Source organism: Streptomyces flaveus, assembly GCF_014647675.1.
Lineage (GTDB): Bacteria > Actinomycetota > Actinomycetes > Streptomycetales > Streptomycetaceae > Streptomyces > Streptomyces flaveus.
This window is the reverse complement of sequence record NZ_BMPQ01000017.1, coordinates 51,510-71,381: the sequence shown is the minus strand read 5'-3', so window position 1 is coordinate 71,381 and position 19,872 is coordinate 51,510. Positions and strand designations below refer to the sequence as shown.

Annotated in this window: 17 protein-coding genes and 1 riboswitch; of the genes, 12 read left to right on the top strand and 5 right to left on the bottom strand. The window is 69.8% G+C overall.

What is annotated here, in order from left to right; translation table 11 throughout:
• The first annotated feature begins 42 nt into the window (after positions 1 to 42).
• Positions 43 to 279: a hypothetical protein gene (locus tag IEZ21_RS28655; RefSeq protein WP_033318858.1), complete on the top strand. Its 237-nt coding sequence runs from the start codon at positions 43 to 45 to the stop codon at positions 277 to 279.
• A 198-nt stretch (positions 280 to 477) separates the two neighbouring features.
• Here the strand turns inward: IEZ21_RS28655 and IEZ21_RS28650 are convergent, their stop codons facing one another.
• Positions 478 to 981 (bottom strand): DUF6082 family protein, encoded by a 504-nt coding sequence (locus IEZ21_RS28650; RefSeq protein ID WP_033318857.1) that lies wholly within the window; start codon positions 979 to 981, stop codon positions 478 to 480.
• Between the two features lie 324 nt (positions 982 to 1,305).
• On the opposite strand from IEZ21_RS28650, the gene IEZ21_RS28645 reads away from it, so the two are divergent.
• Positions 1,306 to 2,445: a CobW family GTP-binding protein gene (locus tag IEZ21_RS28645; protein ID WP_246568210.1), complete on the top strand. Its 1,140-nt coding sequence runs from the start codon at positions 1,306 to 1,308 to the stop codon at positions 2,443 to 2,445.
• On the opposite strand, the gene IEZ21_RS28640 is transcribed toward IEZ21_RS28645, so the two are convergent.
• The gene (locus IEZ21_RS28640; protein ID WP_189324769.1) at positions 2,446 to 4,896 is read right to left on the bottom strand and encodes a DNA gyrase/topoisomerase IV subunit A; all 2,451 of its coding nucleotides are present in this window, start codon (positions 4,894 to 4,896) and stop codon (positions 2,446 to 2,448) included.
• Positions 4,897 to 5,132: 236 nt separating this feature from the next.
• On the opposite strand from IEZ21_RS28640, the gene IEZ21_RS28635 reads away from it, so the two are divergent.
• From IEZ21_RS28635 to IEZ21_RS28620, 4 genes are all read left to right on the top strand, one after another.
• The gene (locus IEZ21_RS28635; RefSeq protein WP_189324768.1) at positions 5,133 to 6,476 is read left to right on the top strand and encodes a M16 family metallopeptidase; all 1,344 of its coding nucleotides are present in this window, start codon (positions 5,133 to 5,135) and stop codon (positions 6,474 to 6,476) included.
• Positions 6,473 to 7,864 (top strand): M16 family metallopeptidase, encoded by a 1,392-nt coding sequence (locus tag IEZ21_RS28630; RefSeq protein WP_189324767.1) that lies wholly within the window; start codon positions 6,473 to 6,475, stop codon positions 7,862 to 7,864. Before IEZ21_RS28635 ends, IEZ21_RS28630 begins: the two co-directional genes overlap by 4 nt.
• A 213-nt stretch (positions 7,865 to 8,077) precedes the next feature.
• Positions 8,078 to 8,235, top strand: a riboswitch (cyclic di-AMP (ydaO/yuaA leader).
• 13 nt (positions 8,236 to 8,248) lie between these two features.
• Positions 8,249 to 9,040 carry a M23 family metallopeptidase gene (locus IEZ21_RS28625; protein ID WP_033318853.1) on the top strand — a complete coding sequence of 264 codons (792 nt, stop codon included), beginning with the start codon at positions 8,249 to 8,251 and terminating at the stop codon, positions 9,038 to 9,040.
• 234 nt (positions 9,041 to 9,274) lie between these two features.
• Complete coding sequence (locus tag IEZ21_RS28620; protein ID WP_189324766.1) at positions 9,275 to 9,970, top strand: GntR family transcriptional regulator; 696 nt, start codon at positions 9,275 to 9,277, stop codon at positions 9,968 to 9,970.
• 214 nt (positions 9,971 to 10,184) lie between these two features.
• Here IEZ21_RS28620 and IEZ21_RS28615 read toward each other — a convergent pair whose 3' ends face one another.
• The gene (locus tag IEZ21_RS28615; RefSeq protein ID WP_189324765.1) at positions 10,185 to 10,466 is read right to left on the bottom strand and encodes an HPr family phosphocarrier protein; all 282 of its coding nucleotides are present in this window, start codon (positions 10,464 to 10,466) and stop codon (positions 10,185 to 10,187) included.
• 171 nt (positions 10,467 to 10,637) lie between these two features.
• Between IEZ21_RS28615 and IEZ21_RS28610 the strand changes: the two genes are divergently transcribed.
• The 4 genes from IEZ21_RS28610 to IEZ21_RS28595 all read left to right on the top strand — a co-directional run bounded on the left by IEZ21_RS28610 (position 10,638) and on the right by IEZ21_RS28595 (position 15,986).
• A complete protein-coding gene (locus IEZ21_RS28610) occupies positions 10,638 to 13,442 on the top strand; it encodes a bifunctional acetate--CoA ligase family protein/GNAT family N-acetyltransferase (protein WP_189324764.1) in 2,805 nt (934 codons plus the stop codon).
• Between the two features lie 32 nt (positions 13,443 to 13,474).
• On the top strand, positions 13,475 to 14,071 hold the full coding sequence (locus IEZ21_RS28605) for a DUF5998 family protein (protein ID WP_033318849.1): 597 nt from the start codon (positions 13,475 to 13,477) through the stop codon (positions 14,069 to 14,071).
• Positions 14,071 to 15,264 carry an alkaline phosphatase family protein gene (locus IEZ21_RS28600; RefSeq protein WP_189324763.1) on the top strand — a complete coding sequence of 398 codons (1,194 nt, stop codon included), beginning with the start codon at positions 14,071 to 14,073 and terminating at the stop codon, positions 15,262 to 15,264. The genes IEZ21_RS28605 and IEZ21_RS28600 overlap by 1 nt, the downstream gene beginning before the upstream one ends.
• A gap of 71 nt (positions 15,265 to 15,335) precedes the next feature.
• Positions 15,336 to 15,986, top strand: a complete 651-nt coding sequence (locus IEZ21_RS28595) for a thymidine kinase (protein WP_189324762.1) — start codon at positions 15,336 to 15,338, stop codon at positions 15,984 to 15,986.
• Between the two features lie 313 nt (positions 15,987 to 16,299).
• Here IEZ21_RS28595 and IEZ21_RS28590 read toward each other — a convergent pair whose 3' ends face one another.
• A complete protein-coding gene (locus IEZ21_RS28590) occupies positions 16,300 to 16,995 on the bottom strand; it encodes a DUF4397 domain-containing protein (protein WP_189324761.1) in 696 nt (231 codons plus the stop codon).
• 502 nt (positions 16,996 to 17,497) lie between these two features.
• On the bottom strand, positions 17,498 to 17,776 hold the full coding sequence (locus tag IEZ21_RS47080) for a transposase (protein WP_213089368.1): 279 nt from the start codon (positions 17,774 to 17,776) through the stop codon (positions 17,498 to 17,500).
• Between the two features lie 105 nt (positions 17,777 to 17,881).
• On the opposite strand from IEZ21_RS47080, the gene IEZ21_RS28580 reads away from it, so the two are divergent.
• Together IEZ21_RS28580 and IEZ21_RS47075 are read left to right on the top strand one after the other, a co-directional pair.
• A complete protein-coding gene (locus IEZ21_RS28580) occupies positions 17,882 to 18,778 on the top strand; it encodes an oxygenase MpaB family protein (protein WP_189324848.1) in 897 nt (298 codons plus the stop codon).
• Positions 18,779 to 19,071: 293 nt separating this feature from the next.
• Positions 19,072 to 19,647 (top strand): phosphatase PAP2 family protein, encoded by a 576-nt coding sequence (locus IEZ21_RS47075; protein WP_213089367.1) that lies wholly within the window; start codon positions 19,072 to 19,074, stop codon positions 19,645 to 19,647.
• Positions 19,648 to 19,872 lie beyond the last annotated feature (225 nt).

Genomic DNA, 19,872 nt, shown 5'->3' with positions numbered 1-19,872 from the left:
TCGGAGAACGTCCACCACTCCGAGTAAGGCTGGTACCTATCCGTGAAGATCGTGCGACGCGTCGGGGCTACACCACGCGAGCGAGGCAGCGCCACCGGTCAGTCATGTCCCGATATCTTCGAACTCAGTGACGGCCGTTTCGCCGTCATCGGGACCGAAGCCACAGCTGCGCTCGACAGCGAGCTTCCGCCCGACGCCGCACGGGCCGATTATGAGCGGATCGTGGTGATCACACGCGAGACTCTCGTACGCGCGAAGGCGGACATCCCGGACGCCTGAGGTCGGGAATCCTGCGCACACGGTTGGGACGCTTTCGGCCCGGCATCGACGCAATGCCGGGCCTTTCGTATGCCCGGCCGGGCATGCCTGGTTTTCCGCGACCTGTGCCGAGAAGTGTTCGGCGGACTCCGGGGAGGGACCGGTGGCTCCGGGGCGCCCCTGTGTTCCAGCCTGTGGGGCAATCCGCGACGCATGGGATCAAAGGGATTCTTCGGGCGGTGCCCCCACGACCCACCATTCGTCGGTGTCGGAATCGGCCTGCTCCTGCATCAAGTCGTCCATCATCTGGCCCAGTTCGGCCTCTTCGGACGAGTCGGGCAGGCTCTCCCGGTGGTGCTGGGTCGCCGCCCAGTACTCCCGGAAGATTCTGTTCTGGCACATGATGCGGAAGTGTCCGTGGAGCTCTCGCCGAGTCAGGGCGCCGATCCGGTGGAAGTACAGAGCGTTGATGTAGAGCGCGTTCGCGAAGAGGTACTGCCGCTGCTTCTCGGGAGCGATGTCGACCTCGTACGTGTTGAGGACCGCGGCGAGGGTGGGATCGACCATGGCCTTGCAGAGCAGGTCGAAATGCAGTCGGTGCTGTTCGGTGAGTGCGGCACGCCTGCGGTGCCGCGTCCCTACCTCCATGGCCATCCCGGCCGCGGACGCGAGCCTCCCCCGGGCGGCGGAGAGCCACCCCTTCAACGCACTCTGTGTGGCCATGTCAACCCCCGAATCAGGCAACCGTCCGCCGGTCGTCGGGTGCGGGTCGACAGGGAACTGACCGGCGAGCGGGTGGGCGGCGCGCTTGCCGTCTTCCAGGGTGCCGAGCGGCTCTGATCGGCTGGGAGGCGGCTAAGAGGGCGCACAGGGGGAAGCGCGGGGCGCGTTCCTGGCGCCATGTCCAACGTGTGCCCCCTGAACGCCGCTAACAATCGTTCACTTCACGGGGGTTTCCACCGCTCGTATCCTGAGTCGGCATTCAATCCTCGTAACGAGAGCCGGTCCACGAGCCGGTGCACGCATCGGTGTGAGAGAGGTCGCGCGTTGAGTCCTGCGAGCCCCCAGCAGATCCCGGTCGTCGTCCTCGCGGGCTTCCTCGGCTCCGGCAAGACCACGCTGCTCAACCATCTCCTGCACAGTAGTGGAGGCAGCCGTATCGGGGCCGTCGTCAATGACTTCGGGGCGATCGAGATCGACGCGATGGCGGTTGCCGGGGCGCTCGGGGACTCGACCGTCTCCCTCGGGAACGGGTGCCTGTGCTGCGCGGTCGACGCCGGCGAACTCGACGTCTACCTGGAACGGCTCGCCCAGCCCTCCGCCGGTATCGACGTCATCGTCATCGAGGCGAGCGGCCTCGCCGAGCCGCAGGAGCTCGTGCGGATGCTTCTCGCCAGTGAGAACCCTCGTGTCGTCTACGGCGGGCTCGTGGAGGTCGTCGACGCCGCCGAGTTCGACGACACGCGACAGAAGCATCCCGAGATCGACCGGCACCTCGGCCTCGCCGATCTCGTCGTCGTCAACAAGGCGGACCGGGCCGAGGACCCCGAGCGGGTACTTCGACTCGTCCGGACGCTGACCGACCGCGCCGCAGTCGCCCCCGCCACGTACGGGCGGATCGACCCGGAACTCCTCTTCGACTGTAAGCCGTCCACGGAGCGGATCGGGCAGCTGTCCTTCGACGACCTTCATGAGGACGACCACGAGCACGGTGACGAGCAGGGCCACGAAGACGGTCACGAGCACGGGCGCCATCACGCCGGACACCTGCACTCCGCCTACGAATCCCTCGCCTTCACCTCCGAAGTGCCCCTCGGCCCACGCCGGTTGATGGACTTCTTCGACAGCAGGCCGGAGGGCCTCTATCGCATCAAGGGGTACGTCGATTTCGGCGCGGCCGACACCCGCAACCGGTACGCCGTGCATGCCGTGGGCCGGTTCCTGCGGTTCTACCCGGAGCCCTGGGGGACCGATGACGAGCGCCTCACCCAGCTCGTCCTCATCGGCTCCGGCATCGACGCCCCCGCTCTCGGCAAGGAGTTGGAGGCGTGCAAGGAGTACGCCCCGCACGCCGACGAGCACAGCATGTGGGGCGTACTCCGCTACGTACAGGACCCTGACGGCGAGGACCCGGACGTCGTACAGGAACTGAGCTCGGAGCCCGTGGAACCGGGCCCCGAGGCCTGATCACACCGGTCCCGCCACCACCGACACCGTTTTGGGCAGCGAGACCCCCGAGCCGTCGCGGCGCGGGTCCGTCTCCGGCAGTTCGGCCGGCGTGCCGTTCTTCTGCGCGGCCCGGGCCGGAGTGGGGCCGGCCCAGGCCAGGCTGAGGCAGTCCTCGCCCTTCAGGAATCGCTGGCAGCGCACACCGCCCGTGGCGCGGCCCTTGCGCGGGTACTGGTCGAAGGGCGTCAGCTTCGCGGTCGTCTGGACCGAGTCGTCGAGCGTGCCGCGCGAGCCCGCCACCGTGAAGACCACCGCGTCCGCGGCCGGGTCGATGGCCGTGAAGGAGATCACCTTGGCCCCTTCGGTGAGTTTGATGCCCGCCACGCCGCCCGCGGGCCGGCCCTGCGGGCGGACCTGGGAGGCCTGGTAGCGCAGCAGCTGGGCGTCATCGGTGATGAAGACGAGGTCCTCCTCGCCCGTGCGCAACTCGGCCGCGCCGACGATCCGGTCGCCCTCCTTGAGCGTGATGACCTCCAACTCCTCCTTGTTGGACGGGTAGTCGGGCACCACACGCTTGACGACACCCTGCTGTGTGCCGAGTGCCAGACCCGGCGAGGACTCGTCGAGCGTGGTCAGGCAGACGACCTCCTCGTCACCCTCCAGGGTGAGGAACTCCGAAATCGGCGCTCCTCCGGCGAGGTTGGGCGCCGCGGTCGTCTCGGGCAGCTGCGGAAGGTCGATGACGTTGATGCGCAGCAGCCGTCCGGCCGAGGTGACCGCGCCCACCTCGCCCTGGGCCGTCGCCGGGACGGCCGAGACGATCAGATCGTGCTTGGTGCGCTTGCCGTCACTCTCCCCGAAGGGGTCACCGTTCGCCGTACGCGCGAGAAGTCCCGTCGACGACAGCAGTACCCGGCACGGATCGTCGGCCACCTGCAGTGGCACGGCCGCCGCGGTGGCACCGGAGGACTCAAGCAGCACCGTACGCCGCGGGGTGCCGAACTTCTTGGCCACCGCGGCCAGTTCGCCCGAGACCAGCTTGCGCAGTTCGGCGTCCGACTCCAGGATGCGGGTCAGCTCCTCGATCTCGCCGTTGAGCCGGTCGCGCTCCGACTCCAGCTCGATGCGGTCGAACCTGGTGAGCCGGCGCAGCGGGGTGTCCAGGATGTACTGCGTCTGGACCTCACTCAGCGAGAAGTGCTCGATCAGGCGCTCCTTGGCCTGCGCGGAGTTGTCGCTGGAGCGGATGAGGCGGATGACCTCGTCGATGTCCAGAAGGGCGACCAGCAGGCCCTCGACCAGATGCAGCCGGTCCCGCTTCTTGCCGCGGCGGAACTCCGACCTCCGCCGCACCACCTCGAAGCGGTGGTCGAGGTAGACCTCCAGGAGTTCCTTGAGGCCCAGCGTGAGGGGCTGGCCGTCCACCAGCGCGACGTTGTTGATGCCGAAGGACTCCTCCATGGGCGTCAGCTTGTAGAGCTGCTCCAGGACGGCCTCCGGCACGAAGCCGTTCTTGATCTCGATGACCAGGCGCAGGCCGTGCGAGCGGTCGGTGAGGTCCTTGACGTCGGCGATGCCCAGCAGCTTCTTGGCGCCGACCAGGTCCTTGATCTTGGCGATCACCTTCTCCGGGCCCACGGTGAAGGGCAGCTCCGTGACGACGATGCCCTTCCTGCGTGCCGTCACGTGCTCCACGGAGACCGTCGCGCGGATCTTGAAGCTGCCGCGGCCCGATTCGTACGCGTCCCTGATCCCGGAGAGGCCGACGATCCGCCCGCCCGTGGGCAGGTCGGGACCCGGGACGTGCCTCATCAGCGTCTCGAGATCGGCGCCCGGGTAGCGGATCAGATGCCGGGCGGCGGCGATCACCTCGCCGAGGTTGTGCGGCGCCATGTTCGTGGCCATACCGACCGCGATGCCCGACGCGCCGTTCACCAGCAGGTTCGGATACGCGGCCGGGAGGACGCCCGGCTCCTGCTCCTGGCCGTCGTAGTTCGGCGCGAAGTCGACCGTGTTCTCGTCGATCGACTCCGTCATCAGGGAGGTCGCGTCGGCCATCCGGCACTCGGTGTAGCGCATGGCGGCCGGCGGGTCGTCGTTGCCCAGCGAGCCGAAGTTGCCGTGGCCGTCGACCAGGGGCAGGCGCATCGAGAAGGGCTGGGCCAGGCGCACCAGGGCGTCGTAGATCGACGCGTCGCCGTGGGGGTGCAACTTACCCATGACCTCGCCGACGACGCGGGCGCACTTCACATAGCCGCGGTCGGGGCGCAGCCCCATCTCGTTCATCTGGTAGACGATGCGGCGGTGCACGGGCTTGAGGCCGTCACGGGCGTCCGGCAGGGCCCTGGAATAGATCACCGAGTACGCGTACTCGAGGAAGGAGCCCTGCATCTCGTCGACGACGTCGATGTCGAGGATGCGCTCCTCGAAGTCGTCGGGCGGCGGGGTCTTCGTGCTGCGGCGGGCCATCGCTGCTGCGACTCCTTCACAGTGTCTGCCGGGGCATGAACGGGTTCTGACGAGCTCCATTGTGGACCGCGCCACTGACAACCCGGACCACGCCCCATGCACAGGGGTCCGGGCGAGCACCGGCCCGCTCGCTCTCGGCGTAGCCGTCCCGGGAACTTCGCCAGCTGTCGGCGCGCTTGCATACAGTGGCATGACTAGCAGGAATTCAGTAGTTTTCCGCGATCGAAGGGACGTACATGCCCATGGGTCACACGGCCACCGTCGAGGCCGGCTCCGGCGGGCTGACAGCGACCGAGCACCGCCTGGCCAACGGCCTGCGCGTGGTGCTCTCCGAAGATCATCTGACCCCGGTCGCGGCGGTGTGCCTCTGGTACGACGTCGGCTCGCGCCACGAGGTCAAGGGCCGTACCGGCCTTGCCCACCTCTTCGAGCACCTGATGTTCCAGGGCTCGGCCCAGGTGAAGGGCAACGGGCACTTCGAGCTGGTGCAGGGCGCGGGAGGTTCGCTCAACGGCACCACCAGCTTCGAGCGCACCAACTACTTCGAGACCATGCCCACGCACCAGCTGGAGCTCGCCCTCTGGCTGGAGGCCGACCGCATGGGCTCGCTGCTCACCGCGCTCGACGACGAGTCGATGGAGAACCAGCGCGACGTCGTCAAGAACGAGCGCCGCCAGCGCTACGACAACGTCCCCTACGGCACCGCCTTCGAGAAGCTGACCGCCCTCGCGTACCCGGAGGGCCACCCCTACCACCACACCCCGATCGGGTCGATGGCCGACCTGGACGCGGCCACCCTGGAGGACGCGCGCGCGTTCTTCCGCACCTACTACGCGCCCAACAACGCCGTCCTGTCGATCGTCGGCGACATCGACCCGGAGTCGACGCTGGCCTGGGTCGAAAAGTACTTCGGCTCCATCCCGGGGCACGACGGCAAGCCCGCCCCGCGCGACGGCTCCCTGCCCGACACCATCGGCGAGCAGCTGCGCGAGGTCGTCGAGGAGGAGGTCCCGGCGCGCGCGCTGATGGCCGCCTACCGGCTCCCGGAGGACGGCACGCGCGCGTGCGACGCGGCCGACCTCGCCCTGACCGTCCTCGGCGGCGGCGAGTCCTCCCGTCTCTACAACCGGCTCGTACGCCGGGACCGTACGGCTGTGGCGGCCGGTTTCGGTCTGCTGCGCCTGGCCGGAGCGCCCTCCCTGGGCTGGCTCGATGTGAAGACCTCCGGCGATGTCGAGGTTCCCGTCATCGAGGCGGCCGTCGACGAGGAGCTCGCCCGGTTCGCCGAGGAGGGCCCCACGGCCGAGGAGATGGAGCGCGCACAGGCCCAGTTGGAGCGCGAGTGGCTGGACCGGCTCGGTACGGTCGCCGGCCGCGCCGACGAACTGTGCCGGTACGCCGTCCTGTTCGGCGACCCGCAGCTCGCCCTGACCGCCGTACAGCGCGTGCTCGACGTCACGGCGGAGGAGGTCCAGGAGGCCGCCAAGTCTCGGCTGCGCCCCGACAACCGCGCGGTGCTCGTGTACGAGCCGATCACCACCGACGAGGAGACCGCCACCGACGAGGAGAGCGCCCAGTGACCGAGGCCACCGTGACCATGGACTTCCACCCCCAGCCCCAGGCAGGCGAGGCCAGGCCCTGGGCCTTCCCGGCGCCCGAGCGCGGTGCGCTCGGCAACGGCCTGACGGTGCTGCGCTGCCACCGCCCCGGCCAGCAGGTCGTCGCCGTCGAAGTCCTCCTGAACGCACCGCTGGAGGCCGAGCCGAAGGGCCTGGACGGTGTCGCCACGATCATGGCGCGCGCGTTCTCCGAAGGCACCGACAAGCACTCCGCCGAGGAGTTCGCCGCCGAACTGGAGCGCTGCGGCGCCACGCTGGACTCGCACGCCGACCACCCGGGCGTACGACTGAGCCTCGAAGTCCCGGTGTCGCGGCTCCCGAAGGCGCTCGGCCTGCTCGCCGACGCCCTCAGGGCGCCCGCCTTCGAGGACAACGAGGTCGAACGGCTGGTCCGCAACCGGCTCGACGAGATCCCGCACGAGACCGCCAACCCGGCCCGCCGCGCCGCCAAGGAGCTCTCCAAGGAGCTCTTCCCGGCGACCTCGCGCATGTCGCGCCCGCGCCAGGGCACCGAGGAGACGGTCGCGGCCATCGACTCGGCGGCGGTACGCGCCTTCTACGAGAAGCACGTACGCCCCGCGACGGCCACCGCGGTCGTCGTCGGCGACCTCACCGGTGTCGACCTCGACGCGCTGCTCGGCGACACGCTCGGCGCCTGGACCGGCTCGCCGGCCGAGGCCCGTCCGGTGCCTCCGGTGACCGCCGACGACACCGGCCGCGTGGTCATCGTCGACCGCCCCGGAGCCGTCCAGACACAGCTGCTCATCGGCCGCGTCGGAGCCGACCGGCACGACCGTGTGTGGCCCGCCCAGGTGCTCGGCACGTACTGCCTGGGCGGCACCCTCACCTCACGCCTTGACCGCGTCCTGCGCGAGGAAAAGGGCTACACCTACGGTGTGCGGGCGTTCGGCCAGGTACTGCGCTCCGCCCCGGACGGCACCGGCGCCGCGATGCTCGCCATCAGTGGCTCCATCGACACGCCGAACACCGGCCCGGCGCTCGACGACCTCTGGAAGGTGCTGCGCACGCTCGCGGCCGAGGGCCTGACGGACGCCGAGCGTGACATCGCCGTACAGAACCTGGTGGGCGTGGCGCCGCTCAAGTACGAGACCGCGGCCGCCGTCGCCGGCACGCTCGCCGATCAGGTCGAGCAGTACCTGTCGGACGACTTCCAGGCGACGCTGTACCGCCAACTCGCCGCGACGGGCACCGTGGAGGCCACCGCGGCTGCCGTGAGCGCCTTCCCGGTGGACCGTCTGGTGACCGTCCTCGTCGGGGACGCCGCCCAGATCGAGGAGCCCGTCAAGGCCCTCGGAATCGGTGAAGTGAGCGTGGTCGCGGCCGAGTAGAGCCGCTGCACATCCTGGGGACCCTGGAGGCTGATGAGCCTTCAGGGTCCCTCTTTGTCCATATTGATTGGTTTGGTTGGGAGTTGATATGGAGGTTGTGTGTCTGCGCTGTGGCGTGCGCTACAAAAACCGTCATCCGTTTGTTGTTTGAGAGATGGCCCGCTTAGCGTCGGTCCGGCTGTTCGTCAGGCACTGCGCCGCACCCGCGGCACCGGACAGTCATCGCCGAGTCCCCGTACGGCGCGAGCCAGGGGAGCCGGGGACCCATCGCAGTCCCTGGGGTGAATCGGGCACCCTCCTGGAGGGAGCCCGTAGGAGACCTTCCTGCTCCGAACCCGTCAGCTAACCCGGTAGGCGAGAAGGAAGGAAAGGACCAGCCACTTCATGGCGTTCACCCGCGCCACCGGGAAGCACCGTCGCCCGAGCCGTACGAAGCGCACGTCCTCCTCAAGGGCCGTGGGCGTCGCGACGCTCGCCACCACCGGTGTCATCGGCACCCTGGCCGCCCCGGCGTTCGCCGGCCCGTCCTCGGTCAAGCAGACAGGGCTGACGCAGGCCGTCACCATGGGCGACTCGGTCGCCGACCAGATCGACGCCCAGGCCCACGCCCAGCAGCAGGCCGCCGAGGAGGCCGCCGCCCGCAAGGCTGCCGAGGAAGCCGCGCAGAAGCGCGCCGCCGAGGAGAAGGCCCGGGCCGAGGCGAAGGCCAAGGCGGAGCGCGAGGCCAAGGAGCGCGCCGCCCGCGAGGCCGAGCGCAAGCGCCTGCTCAACGCCTACGTCTCGCCGATCAGCGACTCGTACGTCTCCACCGGCTACAAGGCCGGCGGCTCCGTCTGGTCCTCCGGCAGCCACACCGGCATCGACTTCCACGCCGCCAGCGGTACCACCGTCCGTGCCGTGGGCGCCGGCACCGTCGTCGAGGCCGGCTTCGAGGGCTCGTACGGCAACCAGGTCGTCATCAAGATGAACGACGGCACGTACACGCAGTACGCCCACATGTCGTCCCTCTCCGTCTCCGTCGGCCAGAGCGTCACCCCGGGCCAGCAGATAGGCCTCTCCGGGGCGACCGGCAACGTCACCGGAGCACACCTCCACTTCGAGGCGCGTACGTCCCAGGAGTACGGCTCGGACATGGACCCCCTCGCCTACCTCCGCTCGCACGGCGTGGATGTCTGACGACTCGGACTCACCACACCGCTTCCGAAGGCGCACCGCTCCCGAAGGCCCCGGCTCACCGAGCCGGGGCCTTCGCGCATGCCGACGGGACGACTGCCTGTTCTGCGGCACTATGTGTCCAAAAAATAGCTGCGGATTCCGGTCCGCCATCGGAATTTCCGGCTCTCTGCAATAGAGTCACTGAACTGGCGTCAATCAACCGCGTTTCGCGGGGATTAAGGCGGAGGTCGGGTCATGCGTATTCCCGCGCACTCGGTATGCACGGCGATCCGTGACGACATCGTCGCGGGTGTCTACGAACGCGGCAGCCGGCTCACCGAGGAACTGCTCGCGCGTCGCTACGGCGTCTCGCGGGTCCCCGTGCGGGAGGCGCTGCGCACGCTGGAGGCGGAAGGTTTCGTCGTCACCCGCCGGCATGCGGGCGCCTGCGTCGCGGAACCCACCGAACAGGAGGCCGCCGACCTGCTGGAGATGCGCATGCTCCTGGAGCCGCTGGGCGCCGCGCGCGCCGCGCAGAGGCGTACGGAGGCGCACCTCAAGGTGCTGCGAGGCCTGGTCAGGCTGGGGCAGGAGCGCTCCAGGAGGGGCCAGAGCGAGGATCTGCGCTCGCTGGGCGGCTGGTTCCACGAGACGCTCGCACAGGCCTCCGGCAGCCCCGCGCTGACCTCGATGCTCACCCAGCTGCGGCACAAGATCGCCTGGATGTACTCGGTCGAGGCGCCTGCCAACCCCGCCGAGTCCTGGTCGGAGCACGGCGGCATCGTGGACGCCGTCGCGCGCGGAGACAGCGACCGGGCCCGGGCGATCACGGCGCTGCACACCGAGCGGGCGACGGCCGCACACCGGCTGCGCTTCCCCGAACGGGGTGATCGCGTGGAGCGCGTGAGGACTTCGCAACATCCCGTAAACACGACGAGCCTGCGGCATTAACAGTGGCGCCGTATACAAAAGGGGAGTAATTCGCGGGGGATTATTTCCGCTGCCCGCAACCTGGAATTGCAAAGGGCTCGCCCGGCATTCCGGGCGAGCCCTTTAGGTGTGCGTGCGGAAGATGTCCTTCAAAGCGACCCCTACCGCAACCATCAATTGAGGAACCACGACGGCGATCAACCAGGTCCGCGAGAGCGGCGCCGGCTTAGGCGCACTAAACAGTCTCGGGCAGCTCCTCAAGGCCCTCCGCGACCAGCTTGGCCAGGCGGTCGAGCGCGGCGTCCGCGCCCTCGGCGTCGGAGGCCAGGACGATCTCCTCGCCGCCCTTGGCGCCCAGGCCGAGCACCGCGAGCATGGACGCGGCGTTGACGGGGTTGCCGTCCGCCTTGGCGATCGTCACGGGGACGCCGGCGGCCGTGGCCGCGCGGACGAAGATGGAGGCGGGGCGGGCGTGGAGGCCCTCGGCCCAGCCGACGTTGACGCGGCGCTCAGCCATGTGATGCTGCCCTTCAGGTGTTCTCAGGTTGTCTAGACCACTATTCCATACCGTGAAGCGCCCCCGAGCGGGCGCCGAGCCCGTCGGAGACCACGAGCCCGTGCGGGGGCCCGAGTCGGGCTCCCAGGCCGCCTCGCGCCATTGTCGGACACGAGCCGTACTCTGGGGCCCATGCAGACCTCGTCGGACCGGCACGAGTATCCCGCCCACTGGGAGGCCGACGTCGTGCTGCGCGACGGCGGCACCGCGCGCATCCGGCCGATCACGGCCGACGACGCCGACCGCCTGGTCAGCTTCTACGAGCAGGTGTCCGACGAGTCGAAGTACTACCGCTTCTTCGCGCCGTACCCACGCCTGTCCGCCAAGGATGTCCACCGCTTCACGCACCACGACTTTGTGGACCGGGTGGGACTCGCGGCCACGGTCGGCGGCGAGTTCATCGCCACCGTACGCTACGACCGCATCGACGCCGAGGGGCTGTCGGCCTCCGCTCCGGCCGACGAGGCCGAGGTCGCCTTCCTCGTGCAGGACGCCCATCAGGGCCGCGGCGTGGCCTCCGCGCTGCTGGAGCACATCGCCGCGGTGGCCCGCGAGCGCGGCATCCGCCGGTTCGCCGCCGAGGTGCTGCCCGCCAACAACAAGATGATCAAGGTGTTCACGGACGCCGGCTACCAGCAGAAGCGCAGCTTCGAAGACGGCGTCGTACGCCTGGAGTTCGACCTGGAGCCCACCGACCGCTCACGCGCGGTGCAGTGGGCCAGAGAGCAGCGGGCCGAGGGTCGGTCCGTGGCGCGGCTCCTCGCGCCCGGTTCGGTCGCCGTCATCGGGGCGGGCCGCGCGCCCGGGGGGGTGGGACGCAGCGTCCTCGACAACCTCCGCGACGCCGGGTTCGGCGGACGTCTGTACGCGGTGAACAAGGCCCCGCAGGAGAAGGAACTCGGCGGGGTCGCGGCGTACCGCTCGATCCACGACATCCCCGACCCCGTCGATCTCGCCGTGGTCGCCGTTCCGGCCGAGCACGTCCCTCAGGCCGTCGCCGACTGCGGTGAGCATGGCGTGCAGGGGCTCGTCGTGATCTCCGCGGGGTACGCCGAGAGCGGCCCCGAAGGGCGGGAGCGCCAGCGTGAACTCGTGCGCCACGCGCGCGCGTACGGCATGCGCATCATCGGACCCAACGCCTTCGGGATCATCAACACCGCACCGGATGTACGGCTCAACGCCTCGCTCGCGCCCGAGATGCCACGGGCCGGACGCATCGGTCTGTTCGCGCAGTCCGGTGCCATCGGGATCGCGCTGCTGTCCCGGCTGCAGCGGCGCGGCGGCGGCGTCACGGGCGTGACCGGGGTCTCGACGTTCATCTCCTCGGGCAACCGCGCGGACGTGTCCGGCAACGACGTACTGCAGTACTGGTACGACGACCCAGACACCGATGTCGCGCTCATGTACCTCGAATCCATCGGCAACCCACGGAAGTTCACACGCCTCGCGCGGCGCACCGCCGCGGCCAAGCCGCTCGTCGTCGTCCAGGGCGCGCGGCACGGCGGGGCCGCACCTCCGGGACATGCCGTACGGGCCACGCGGCTGCCGCACGCGACCGTCTCCGCGCTGCTGAGGCAGGCCGGGGTCATCCGGGTGGACACGATCACCGAGCTCGTCGACGCCGGGTTGCTGCTGGCACGCCAGCCGCTGCCCGCCGGGCCCCGTGTGGCGATCCTCGGGAACTCCGAGTCGCTCGGGCTGCTGACCTACGACGCCTGTCTCGCCGAGGGACTGCGGCCGTTGCCGCCGCTGGATCTGACCACGGCGGCATCCGCGGACGATTTCCACGCGGCGCTCTCACACGCACTGGCCGATGACGCCTGTGACGCCGTCGTGGTCACCGCCATACCGGCGGTCGGTGAGACATCGCCTGCCGACGCCGCCCTCGCCGAGGCGCTCCGTTCGGCCGCGGCGGCGTCCCCGGCCAAGCCGGTCCTCGTGGTCCACGTGGAACTCGGCGGGCTCGCCGAAGCCCTCTCCGCCGCCACCAGCACCGCGCCCCACGCCGTCGAGCCCCAGGTACCCCCGCCCGCCGAACGCCCTACGGCGCAGGCCCCCGCGGACGAATCCCGTCTCATCCCCGCCTACCCCGCGGCCGAACGCGCCGTCCGCGCCCTCGCCGAAGCCGTCAGGTACGGGCAGTGGCGCCGGGACGTCGCCGAGCCCGGTCGGGTGCCCGAGTTCGAGGACATCGACGAGAAGGGGGCCGCCGAGCAGATCGACGCTCTGCTGGCGAAGGGCGACCCGGCCGGGCTCACGCTCGGCCCCGACGACACCTGCGCGCTGCTCGGCCGGTACGGCATAGACGTACGCCGTGCCCTGCCCGCGCCGACGCCCGACGAGGCCGCCCTGGCGGCGGAGCGCTCCGGCTACCCCGTGGCGCTGAAGGCCACGGCCCCGCACCTGAGGCACCGCGCCGACCTGGGCGGCGTACGACTGGATCTGGCGGACGAGGAGCAACTGCGGCGGGCGTACGCCGAATTGACCGAGCTCTTCGGGAAGCCCGCCGAGCTGCGCCCGGTGGTGCAGAGCATGGCGCCCCGCGGCGTCGACACCGTCGTCCGCGCGGTGATCGACCCGGCAGCCGGAGCGGTGCTCTCGTTCGGGCTCGCCGGAGCCGCCTCGGAGCTGCTCGGAGACACCGCGCACAGGCTGATTCCGGTCACCGACCGGGATGCGGCCTCCCTGGTCCGGTCGATCCGGACGGCGCCGCTCCTCTTCGGCTGGCGGGGCTCGGCACCGGCGGACACGGCAGCGCTGGAGGAACTGCTGTTGCGCCTGTCGCGCCTTGTGGACGACCACCCGGAGGTCGTCTCCGTCACCCTGGAGCCCGTGGTCGTCGCCCCGCGCGGGCTGACCGCGCTCGGTGCCTCCGTGCGGCTCGCGCCCCCGCCCGCCCGAGACGACCTCGGTCCGCGCACGCTTCCTGTGTACTGAGCGGTGCCTCGCAGTCAGTGCGCCCCCGTAGGATGGGCGGCATGGCCAAGACCAGTACATCGACCCAGGGGCTGCGATCGGCGATCGAGCGCAGCGGCTACTACCCGGCCCTCGTGGCCGAGGCGGTGGAGGCCGCTGTCGGCGGCGAGGCCATCCGGTCGTTTCTGGTCCACCAGGAGACGACGTTCGACGCCAATGAGGTGCGTCGGCATGTGACGGTGCTCGTCCTCACCGACAACCGCTTCATCGTGAGCCACACCGACGAGCAGGCCGCGGACAGTACGTCACCGACGCCGTACGCGACGACGTCCACCGAGTCCGTGAAGCTTGGCCGGATCTCGTCGGTCGTCCTCAGCCGGGTCGTCGCCAACCCGGAGAAGTATGTGCCCGGGACACTGCCCCGCGAGGTCGTCCTCACCATCGGCTGGGGCGCGGTCTCCCGCCTCGACCTGGAGCCGGCCGCCTGCGGCGACCCCAACTGCGAAGCGGACCACGGCTATACGGGCAGCTCGACGGCGGACGACCTGAGCCTGCGCGTCAGCGAGGCCGGCGACGGCCCGGACGCCGTGCGCCAGACGCTCGCCTTCGCCCAGTCGCTCTCCGAGGCGACCGCGGACGTCACTCGCTGATGGCGCAGCCTGTCTGGGACCATCCGGAACCATTGACCGTCGAGTCCGCACCCGTGCCGGAGTACGGCTCCGGTTCGCTCGCCGAGCTGCTGCCCACGCTCGCCGCGGGCATGGGCGTACCGAATCAGAACGCCACGCTCACGGACCTGACCCCGGCCGACCGGAACTGCGTCTTCCTGATCGACGGCCTCGGCTGGGAGCAGCTGAAGGCGCACCCCGAAGAGGCCCCTTTCATGAGCTCCCTCCTGGGCAGCTCCCGCGGCGGCACCGGCCGCCCGATCACCGCCGCCTACCCCGCGACCACCGCCACCTCGCTCGCCACGGTCGGTACGGGGCTGCCGCCGGGCGTCCACGGCCTGCCCGGCTACACCGTGCGCAATCCGGCGACCGGTGAGCTGATGAACCAGCTCCGCTGGAACCCCTGGACACCGCCGAACGTCTGGCAGCCGCACCCCACGGTCTTCCAGCTGGCCGACGCGGCGGGCGTGCACACCGCACAGGTCTCCTCGCCGACCTTTCAGAACACACCCCTGACGAAGGTCGCGCTGAGCGGCGGAACGTTCCACGGGCGCCTCTCCGGCGAGGACCGCATGGACCTCGCGGCCGAGCAACTGGCCGCCGGGGACCGCTCCTTGGTCTACACGTATTACTCCGAGGTGGACGGCAAGGGCCACCGCTTCGGCGTCGACTCGGATCCCTGGCGCGGACAACTCATGTACGTGGACCGCCTGGTCCAGCGCCTGGCCGAGCAACTGCCGTCCCGCACGGCCCTGTATGTCACCGCCGACCACGGCATGATCGACATCCCCTTCGGCGAGCCGCACCGCATCGACTTCGACGAGGACTGGGAGCTGCGCGCCGGGGTCGCCCTGCTCGGCGGCGAGGGCCGCGCCCGGCATGTGTACGCCGTCCCGGGCGCCGCGTCGGACGTCCTGACCTGCTGGCGCGAGGTGCTCGGTGAGCAGTTCTGGGTGGCGTCCCGGGACGAGGCGATCGCGGCGGGCTGGTTCGGGCCGCCCGACGGGATCGAGGAGCGGGTGTACGCCCGTATCGGCGACGTGGTCGCGGCGGCCCGCGACGACGTCCTGCTCATCGCCTCGCAGCGGGAGCCGAAGGAGTCGTCGATGCTCGGCAACCACGGTTCGATGACCCCCGCGGAGCAGCTGGTCCCGCTGCTCGAAGTACGCTCCTGATCGTCGGCCGCCCGAATCGCCCCGGGAATCCCTTCCGCGAATCCCCTCCGCCGAAAGGTGCTCAACCCGCCATGCCCGAGCTGGTGTTCTTCTCCGGAACCATGGACTGCGGGAAGTCGACTTTGGCGCTTCAAATTGGGCACAACCGTTCGGCAAGGGGTCTGCAGGGTGTGATCTTCACGCGGGATGACCGTGCCGGCGAGGGTAAGTTGTCGTCGCGTTTGGGCTTGGTCACGGACGCGGTTGAGGCGGCTCCGGGCATGGACCTGTACGGGTACCTGGTGGAGCAGATGTCGCACGGTGCCAAGGTCGATTACGTGATCGTGGACGAGGCGCAGTTCCTCGCGCCGGAGCAGATCGACCAGTTGGCCCGGATCGTGGACGACCTCGACTTGGACGTCTTCGCGTTCGGCATCACCACGGACTTCCGCACCAAGCTCTTCCCTGGCTCGCAGCGTTTGATCGAACTTGCAGACCGCGTGGAGACGTTGCAGGTCGAGGCGATGTGTTGGTGCGGTGCACGAGCCACCCACAACGCGCGCACGCTGGCTGGGGAGATGGTGGTCGAGGGCGAGCAGGTGGTGGTGGGGGATGTGGCCGGCTCGGCGGCGGAGGTGGGGTATGAGGTGCTGTGTCGGCGTCATCACCGCAGGCGGATGACGAGTTCCGCGTCGAGGGCGGGGACGCTGTCGCCGGACGTGCTGCCGGTCTCCTCCGCGTGACTTCCGGTCGGAGGGGGAGGCGAGCGGACTTGCTCGCTGATCGCGCCCGTCGCAGCGGAGTGAGCGTTCGGGCCTGGTGCGGCGGTGAGTTCTGGAGCGGATGGAACGAGGCAGGCTCTGGGCGGTGGAGTATGGGCCCTGGCGGATGGTCTTGGCCGCAGGCTCAAGTCCCCGCCGGGGACCCGGAAGAGAGGGAAGTCCTTAGGCATGCGCCTTCCGTGCACACCGACGTGGTGGCCGGCGGCCCGTCTGCGCACAGCCCCGGCGGCGTACGACGTGTTCTGCAACAGCGTTTTCGGCGCCGGGCCAGGGGCTATCCGGAAGCGCTCAGCTTCTGCACCTTGAGTGCGAGGTTCTTGGCGTCGGCGCTGCCCCACGCGTAGACCACGGTGCTGGCGCCCGGCGCGAGGTCGAGTTTCGCGGGTCCGATGGCGACAGTGGTGGTGCCGGCCAGTACGACATCGGCGTTGACCGACCCGGCGGGGACGTCCGCCTGCTTCTGCTGCGGGTTCTCGACGTTCTTGAAGACGGGAGTGCCGTCGGCCCGCACGTCAACCGCGGGCGCGGCCGCCACGTGCCGCACGATCAGCCTCGACTTGTCCCCCGGCACCTGGGACGTGTCGTTGAGGAAGGCGTTCAGCGCCGGCTGGCCCTCGGTGTTCAGGTTGGCCGTCAGGCTGGCGTTGGTGCCGCTGGACACCTCGACCGTCTTCTGCACCACGGGAGTGCCGGAGTAGGAGGCCCCGGCCTTGAAGATCTTGATGTCGTAGGAGTCGGCGGGCAGGGAGAGCTGAGAACTCAGCGAGCCTGGGGTGAAGTCGGACAGCAGTTTCTTGCCGTTGGCGTAGATGTCCACGGTCGCCCCGGGGATGCCGTGGAAGATCGTGACTGTGGCGTTGTTCTGCGCCGCGTTGTGCGCTGCACCGGCCGACGTGGCGGGCACAGCCGTCAGTCCCAGCAGCCCGGCCGCACCGAGCGCGAAGGCCGCCCTTGTGAGTCGTGTGCTCATGGTGTTGTCCCTTCTGTAGCGCAACTGCTGCGCCGGTGCCCTGCATCGGATGCCAGTGGGGGGCACTTACGGAAATGTGCTTCTGCGGTCTCCGGGGCCTGAGAGAGCGGGCGGTCTTCTGACGGGCTTCCGGACCTGCGGATTTCCGAGAGGGGACCGACGCGATGAACCGCCCACGGCTTCGGACCCGGTCCGATCGGCTCCACGACGACCGCTGGCGGGCGCGTCGGCCCTGCGAGAGACCACCCCGCTCACGCCGTATGAAGGTCACTAACAACCATCGGACAGCTCCGGAGTGATCGCAAACGCCCGGCCTGTGCCTGGTCTGACCTCGATGTTTTTCATAGCAGGCCGCGAGGTCGGTGACCGACAGGTCGCGTCCTGAGAAGTGGTGTACGGGTTCGCCTGATCCAGGGTCACGCGGGCGCTTCGAGGACGTCGGAGAGGTCGAGGCGCTGAACAAGGTCCTCATGGACTCCACGGGGCTGGACATGCGCTGGTGTCAGGCCTGACCTCTCGCCGCGCCTGGGCGCGGTGCTGCCACTCGCCCTCGTAGAGACGGTTCAGATCGATCAGCTCGACCGTCCGGTCGCGGTCCGCGATGCCGCGCAGCTCGGCGGTGAATCCGGCGCCGCTGAAGCAGAGCAGGCGGGTCCGCTCGGTGGCTCCGGTGGCGGGCCTTGTCCGCGCTGGCGATCTCGACCGGGGCGACGCCGGTGTAATTCGCGAATGCCGCGGCGGTGGCGAACCGGCCAACCCGACCGCGCTCCGCTCCAGCCAATACAAGTCGGGAACCTCATCCTCCTGCGTGGCTGCTCTGGCTGGCCGCCCATCTCCTCCTTCTCAACGTAGAGTTGGAGCCCCGGCGGCAGAAGGGGACGGCGTGGTGAAGCGCTTCGAACGTCTGGAACATATCCGGCGGTTGGACCCGTGCAAGGACGCCTCGGAGATCTACCGGCTCGCGTCGGCGTACGAGTTTCCGTGGGACTTCACCCGGTCCCTTGAGCTCGCCCTGTACCGAACGTACGCCGTACCCAGCATCGGGCGGCTGCTCGCCGAGACGGCCGAGCTCACCGACCGGACACAGAAGCGGTACGACGACACGTCCCTGCTCCTCGACGCCGTCGTCGAGCACGGCTTCGACAGCGAACAGGGCCGTACGGCGATCCGCCGCATCAACCAGATGCACCGCAGCTACGACATCAGCAACGACGACATGCGGTACGTGCTCTGCACGTTCGTCGTGATGCCCAAAAGGTGGATCGACGCCTATGGCTGGCGAAAGCTGTCGCGCCACGAAACCGTGGCCAGCGCCGTCCACTACCGTGCGCTGGGCCAGCACATGGGCATCAAGGACATCCCTGAGACCTACGAGGAGTTCGAGCACTGTCTCGACACCTATGAGGCAGCCCATTTCGCCTGGGACGAGGACGCGCGGCGGGTCTCCGACGCCACGCTCGCCCTGATGGCCTCCTGGTATCCGCGCCCGCTGCACCCCCTGCTGCGCACCGCGACGCTGGCCCTGCTCGACGAACCGCTGCTGCGGGCCTTCCGCTATACCCCGCCGAGCGCCGCCATGAGCGCGTTCGTCCGCCGCGCGGTACGGCTGCGCGGACGCGCCGTCCGTCTGATGCCGCCACGGCGCGCCCCGCACCACGCGCGGCAGAACTGGGAGATCAAGGGCTATCCGAACGGCTACCGGCTGGAGGAACTGGGCACCCGCCCGGTCGGCGGCGTACACGGCTGCCCCGTCCGGCACGGGGAGCGGCCCGTCGCCGACTGAGCTGTCAGTCCACGCGGACAGCCAGCGCCAGGAACCGCGCGTCCGCGTGGACGTCCGACGCCATACACCGGCCCAAAACGGTCGGCAGCGGTCGGACGTTGGGCTCTGCCCGCAGGTCGTCCGGGATGGACGGCCGTGTGGATGTCCTCAAATTTCCCGATCGCTGTGTCCGCTCGGCGAGGCCGTCGACAACCTCGACCGGCACAGGCGCCTGGCCGGCGGCGGCGCGGGCGAAGCTTCGCAGGTGCGGCTCCGGTTCCACGCCCAGGACGCGGGTGACGGGTGGCCGGGTAGTGCGGGAAGTTGAGCCCGTCGTCGGCACCGACCTCGATCACCTCGCCGGTGAGCCGGGCGAGCAGGGCTTGGCGCTGTTCGGCCATGCCGCCCCGCTCCATGGCCTTGCCCATCCACGGATAGAGCCGCGCGAAGAGCGGATGATGCACGCAGGTGCCGCGTCCCATGCCGGTCACCACCGCACCGGAAGCTCGGCCAGCCCGCCGGTGAGGGTGTCGCGCCGCATGGTCAACTCCTCCACGGCGACGGCAAGTCGCAGGGGTCGGCAGCCGTGTAACGAGTTGGGTGACATCCTGCCCGGCCTGGTGGTGCCCAGCACCGACGGCACCGCCCTGGAGCCGTACACCGGCCCGGACGCCGACCGGCTCACCGTCGGCGGCGAGCTCAACAAGGTCGCCGCCAACATCGCCACCGGCCGGAACATGGCCGGCGTGCACTGGCGTACCGACTACACCGAGGCGGTGCGGCTGGGCGAGGAGGTCGCCATGGGCGTGCTGCACGAGGCCAAGGAGGCGGCGCTGAAGGACGCCGTCTTCACGCTCAGCCGCTTCGACGGCACCACCATGACCGTCTGACCTCTCGGTCGGCCCGTCGGCCGCCCGCGTTCAGGGGGTGTGGCTGGGCGTCGGCCTGGCGCCGGTGTTCGTACCGGGTGACCGGCGGGCCCCTCGAGCCCGCCGGAAGCCGACGAGCACCACGGCTGTGACGAACAGGGCCCGCGAGGACGAGAGCGATCACCGTGGGGCCGATGGCGTTCAGCGTCTCGGCGATGCCGCGATGGACGGATCCGGCCGCATCGA

What these genes read in the sequence shown, in the direction of transcription:
- IEZ21_RS28650 (WP_033318857.1), bottom strand. Translation starts at nt 981, where the DNA reads ATGGCCACACAGAGTGCGTTGAAGGGGTGGCTCTCCGCCGCCCGGGGG.
- IEZ21_RS28640 (WP_189324769.1), bottom strand. Translation starts at nt 4,896, where the DNA reads ATGGCCCGCCGCAGCACGAAGACCCCGCCGCCCGACGACTTCGAGGAG.
- IEZ21_RS28635 (WP_189324768.1), top strand. Translation starts at nt 5,133, where the DNA reads ATGCCCATGGGTCACACGGCCACCGTCGAGGCCGGCTCCGGCGGGCTG.
- IEZ21_RS28625 (WP_033318853.1), top strand. Translation starts at nt 8,249, where the DNA reads ATGGCGTTCACCCGCGCCACCGGGAAGCACCGTCGCCCGAGCCGTACG.
- IEZ21_RS28620 (WP_189324766.1), top strand. Translation starts at nt 9,275, where the DNA reads ATGCGTATTCCCGCGCACTCGGTATGCACGGCGATCCGTGACGACATC.
- IEZ21_RS28615 (WP_189324765.1), bottom strand. Translation starts at nt 10,466, where the DNA reads ATGGCTGAGCGCCGCGTCAACGTCGGCTGGGCCGAGGGCCTCCACGCC.
- IEZ21_RS28610 (WP_189324764.1), top strand. Translation starts at nt 10,638, where the DNA reads ATGCAGACCTCGTCGGACCGGCACGAGTATCCCGCCCACTGGGAGGCC.
- IEZ21_RS28605 (WP_033318849.1), top strand. Translation starts at nt 13,475, where the DNA reads ATGGGCGGCATGGCCAAGACCAGTACATCGACCCAGGGGCTGCGATCG.
- IEZ21_RS28600 (WP_189324763.1), top strand. Translation starts at nt 14,071, where the DNA reads ATGGCGCAGCCTGTCTGGGACCATCCGGAACCATTGACCGTCGAGTCC.
- IEZ21_RS28595 (WP_189324762.1), top strand. Translation starts at nt 15,336, where the DNA reads ATGCCCGAGCTGGTGTTCTTCTCCGGAACCATGGACTGCGGGAAGTCG.
- IEZ21_RS28590 (WP_189324761.1), bottom strand. Translation starts at nt 16,995, where the DNA reads ATGAGCACACGACTCACAAGGGCGGCCTTCGCGCTCGGTGCGGCCGGG.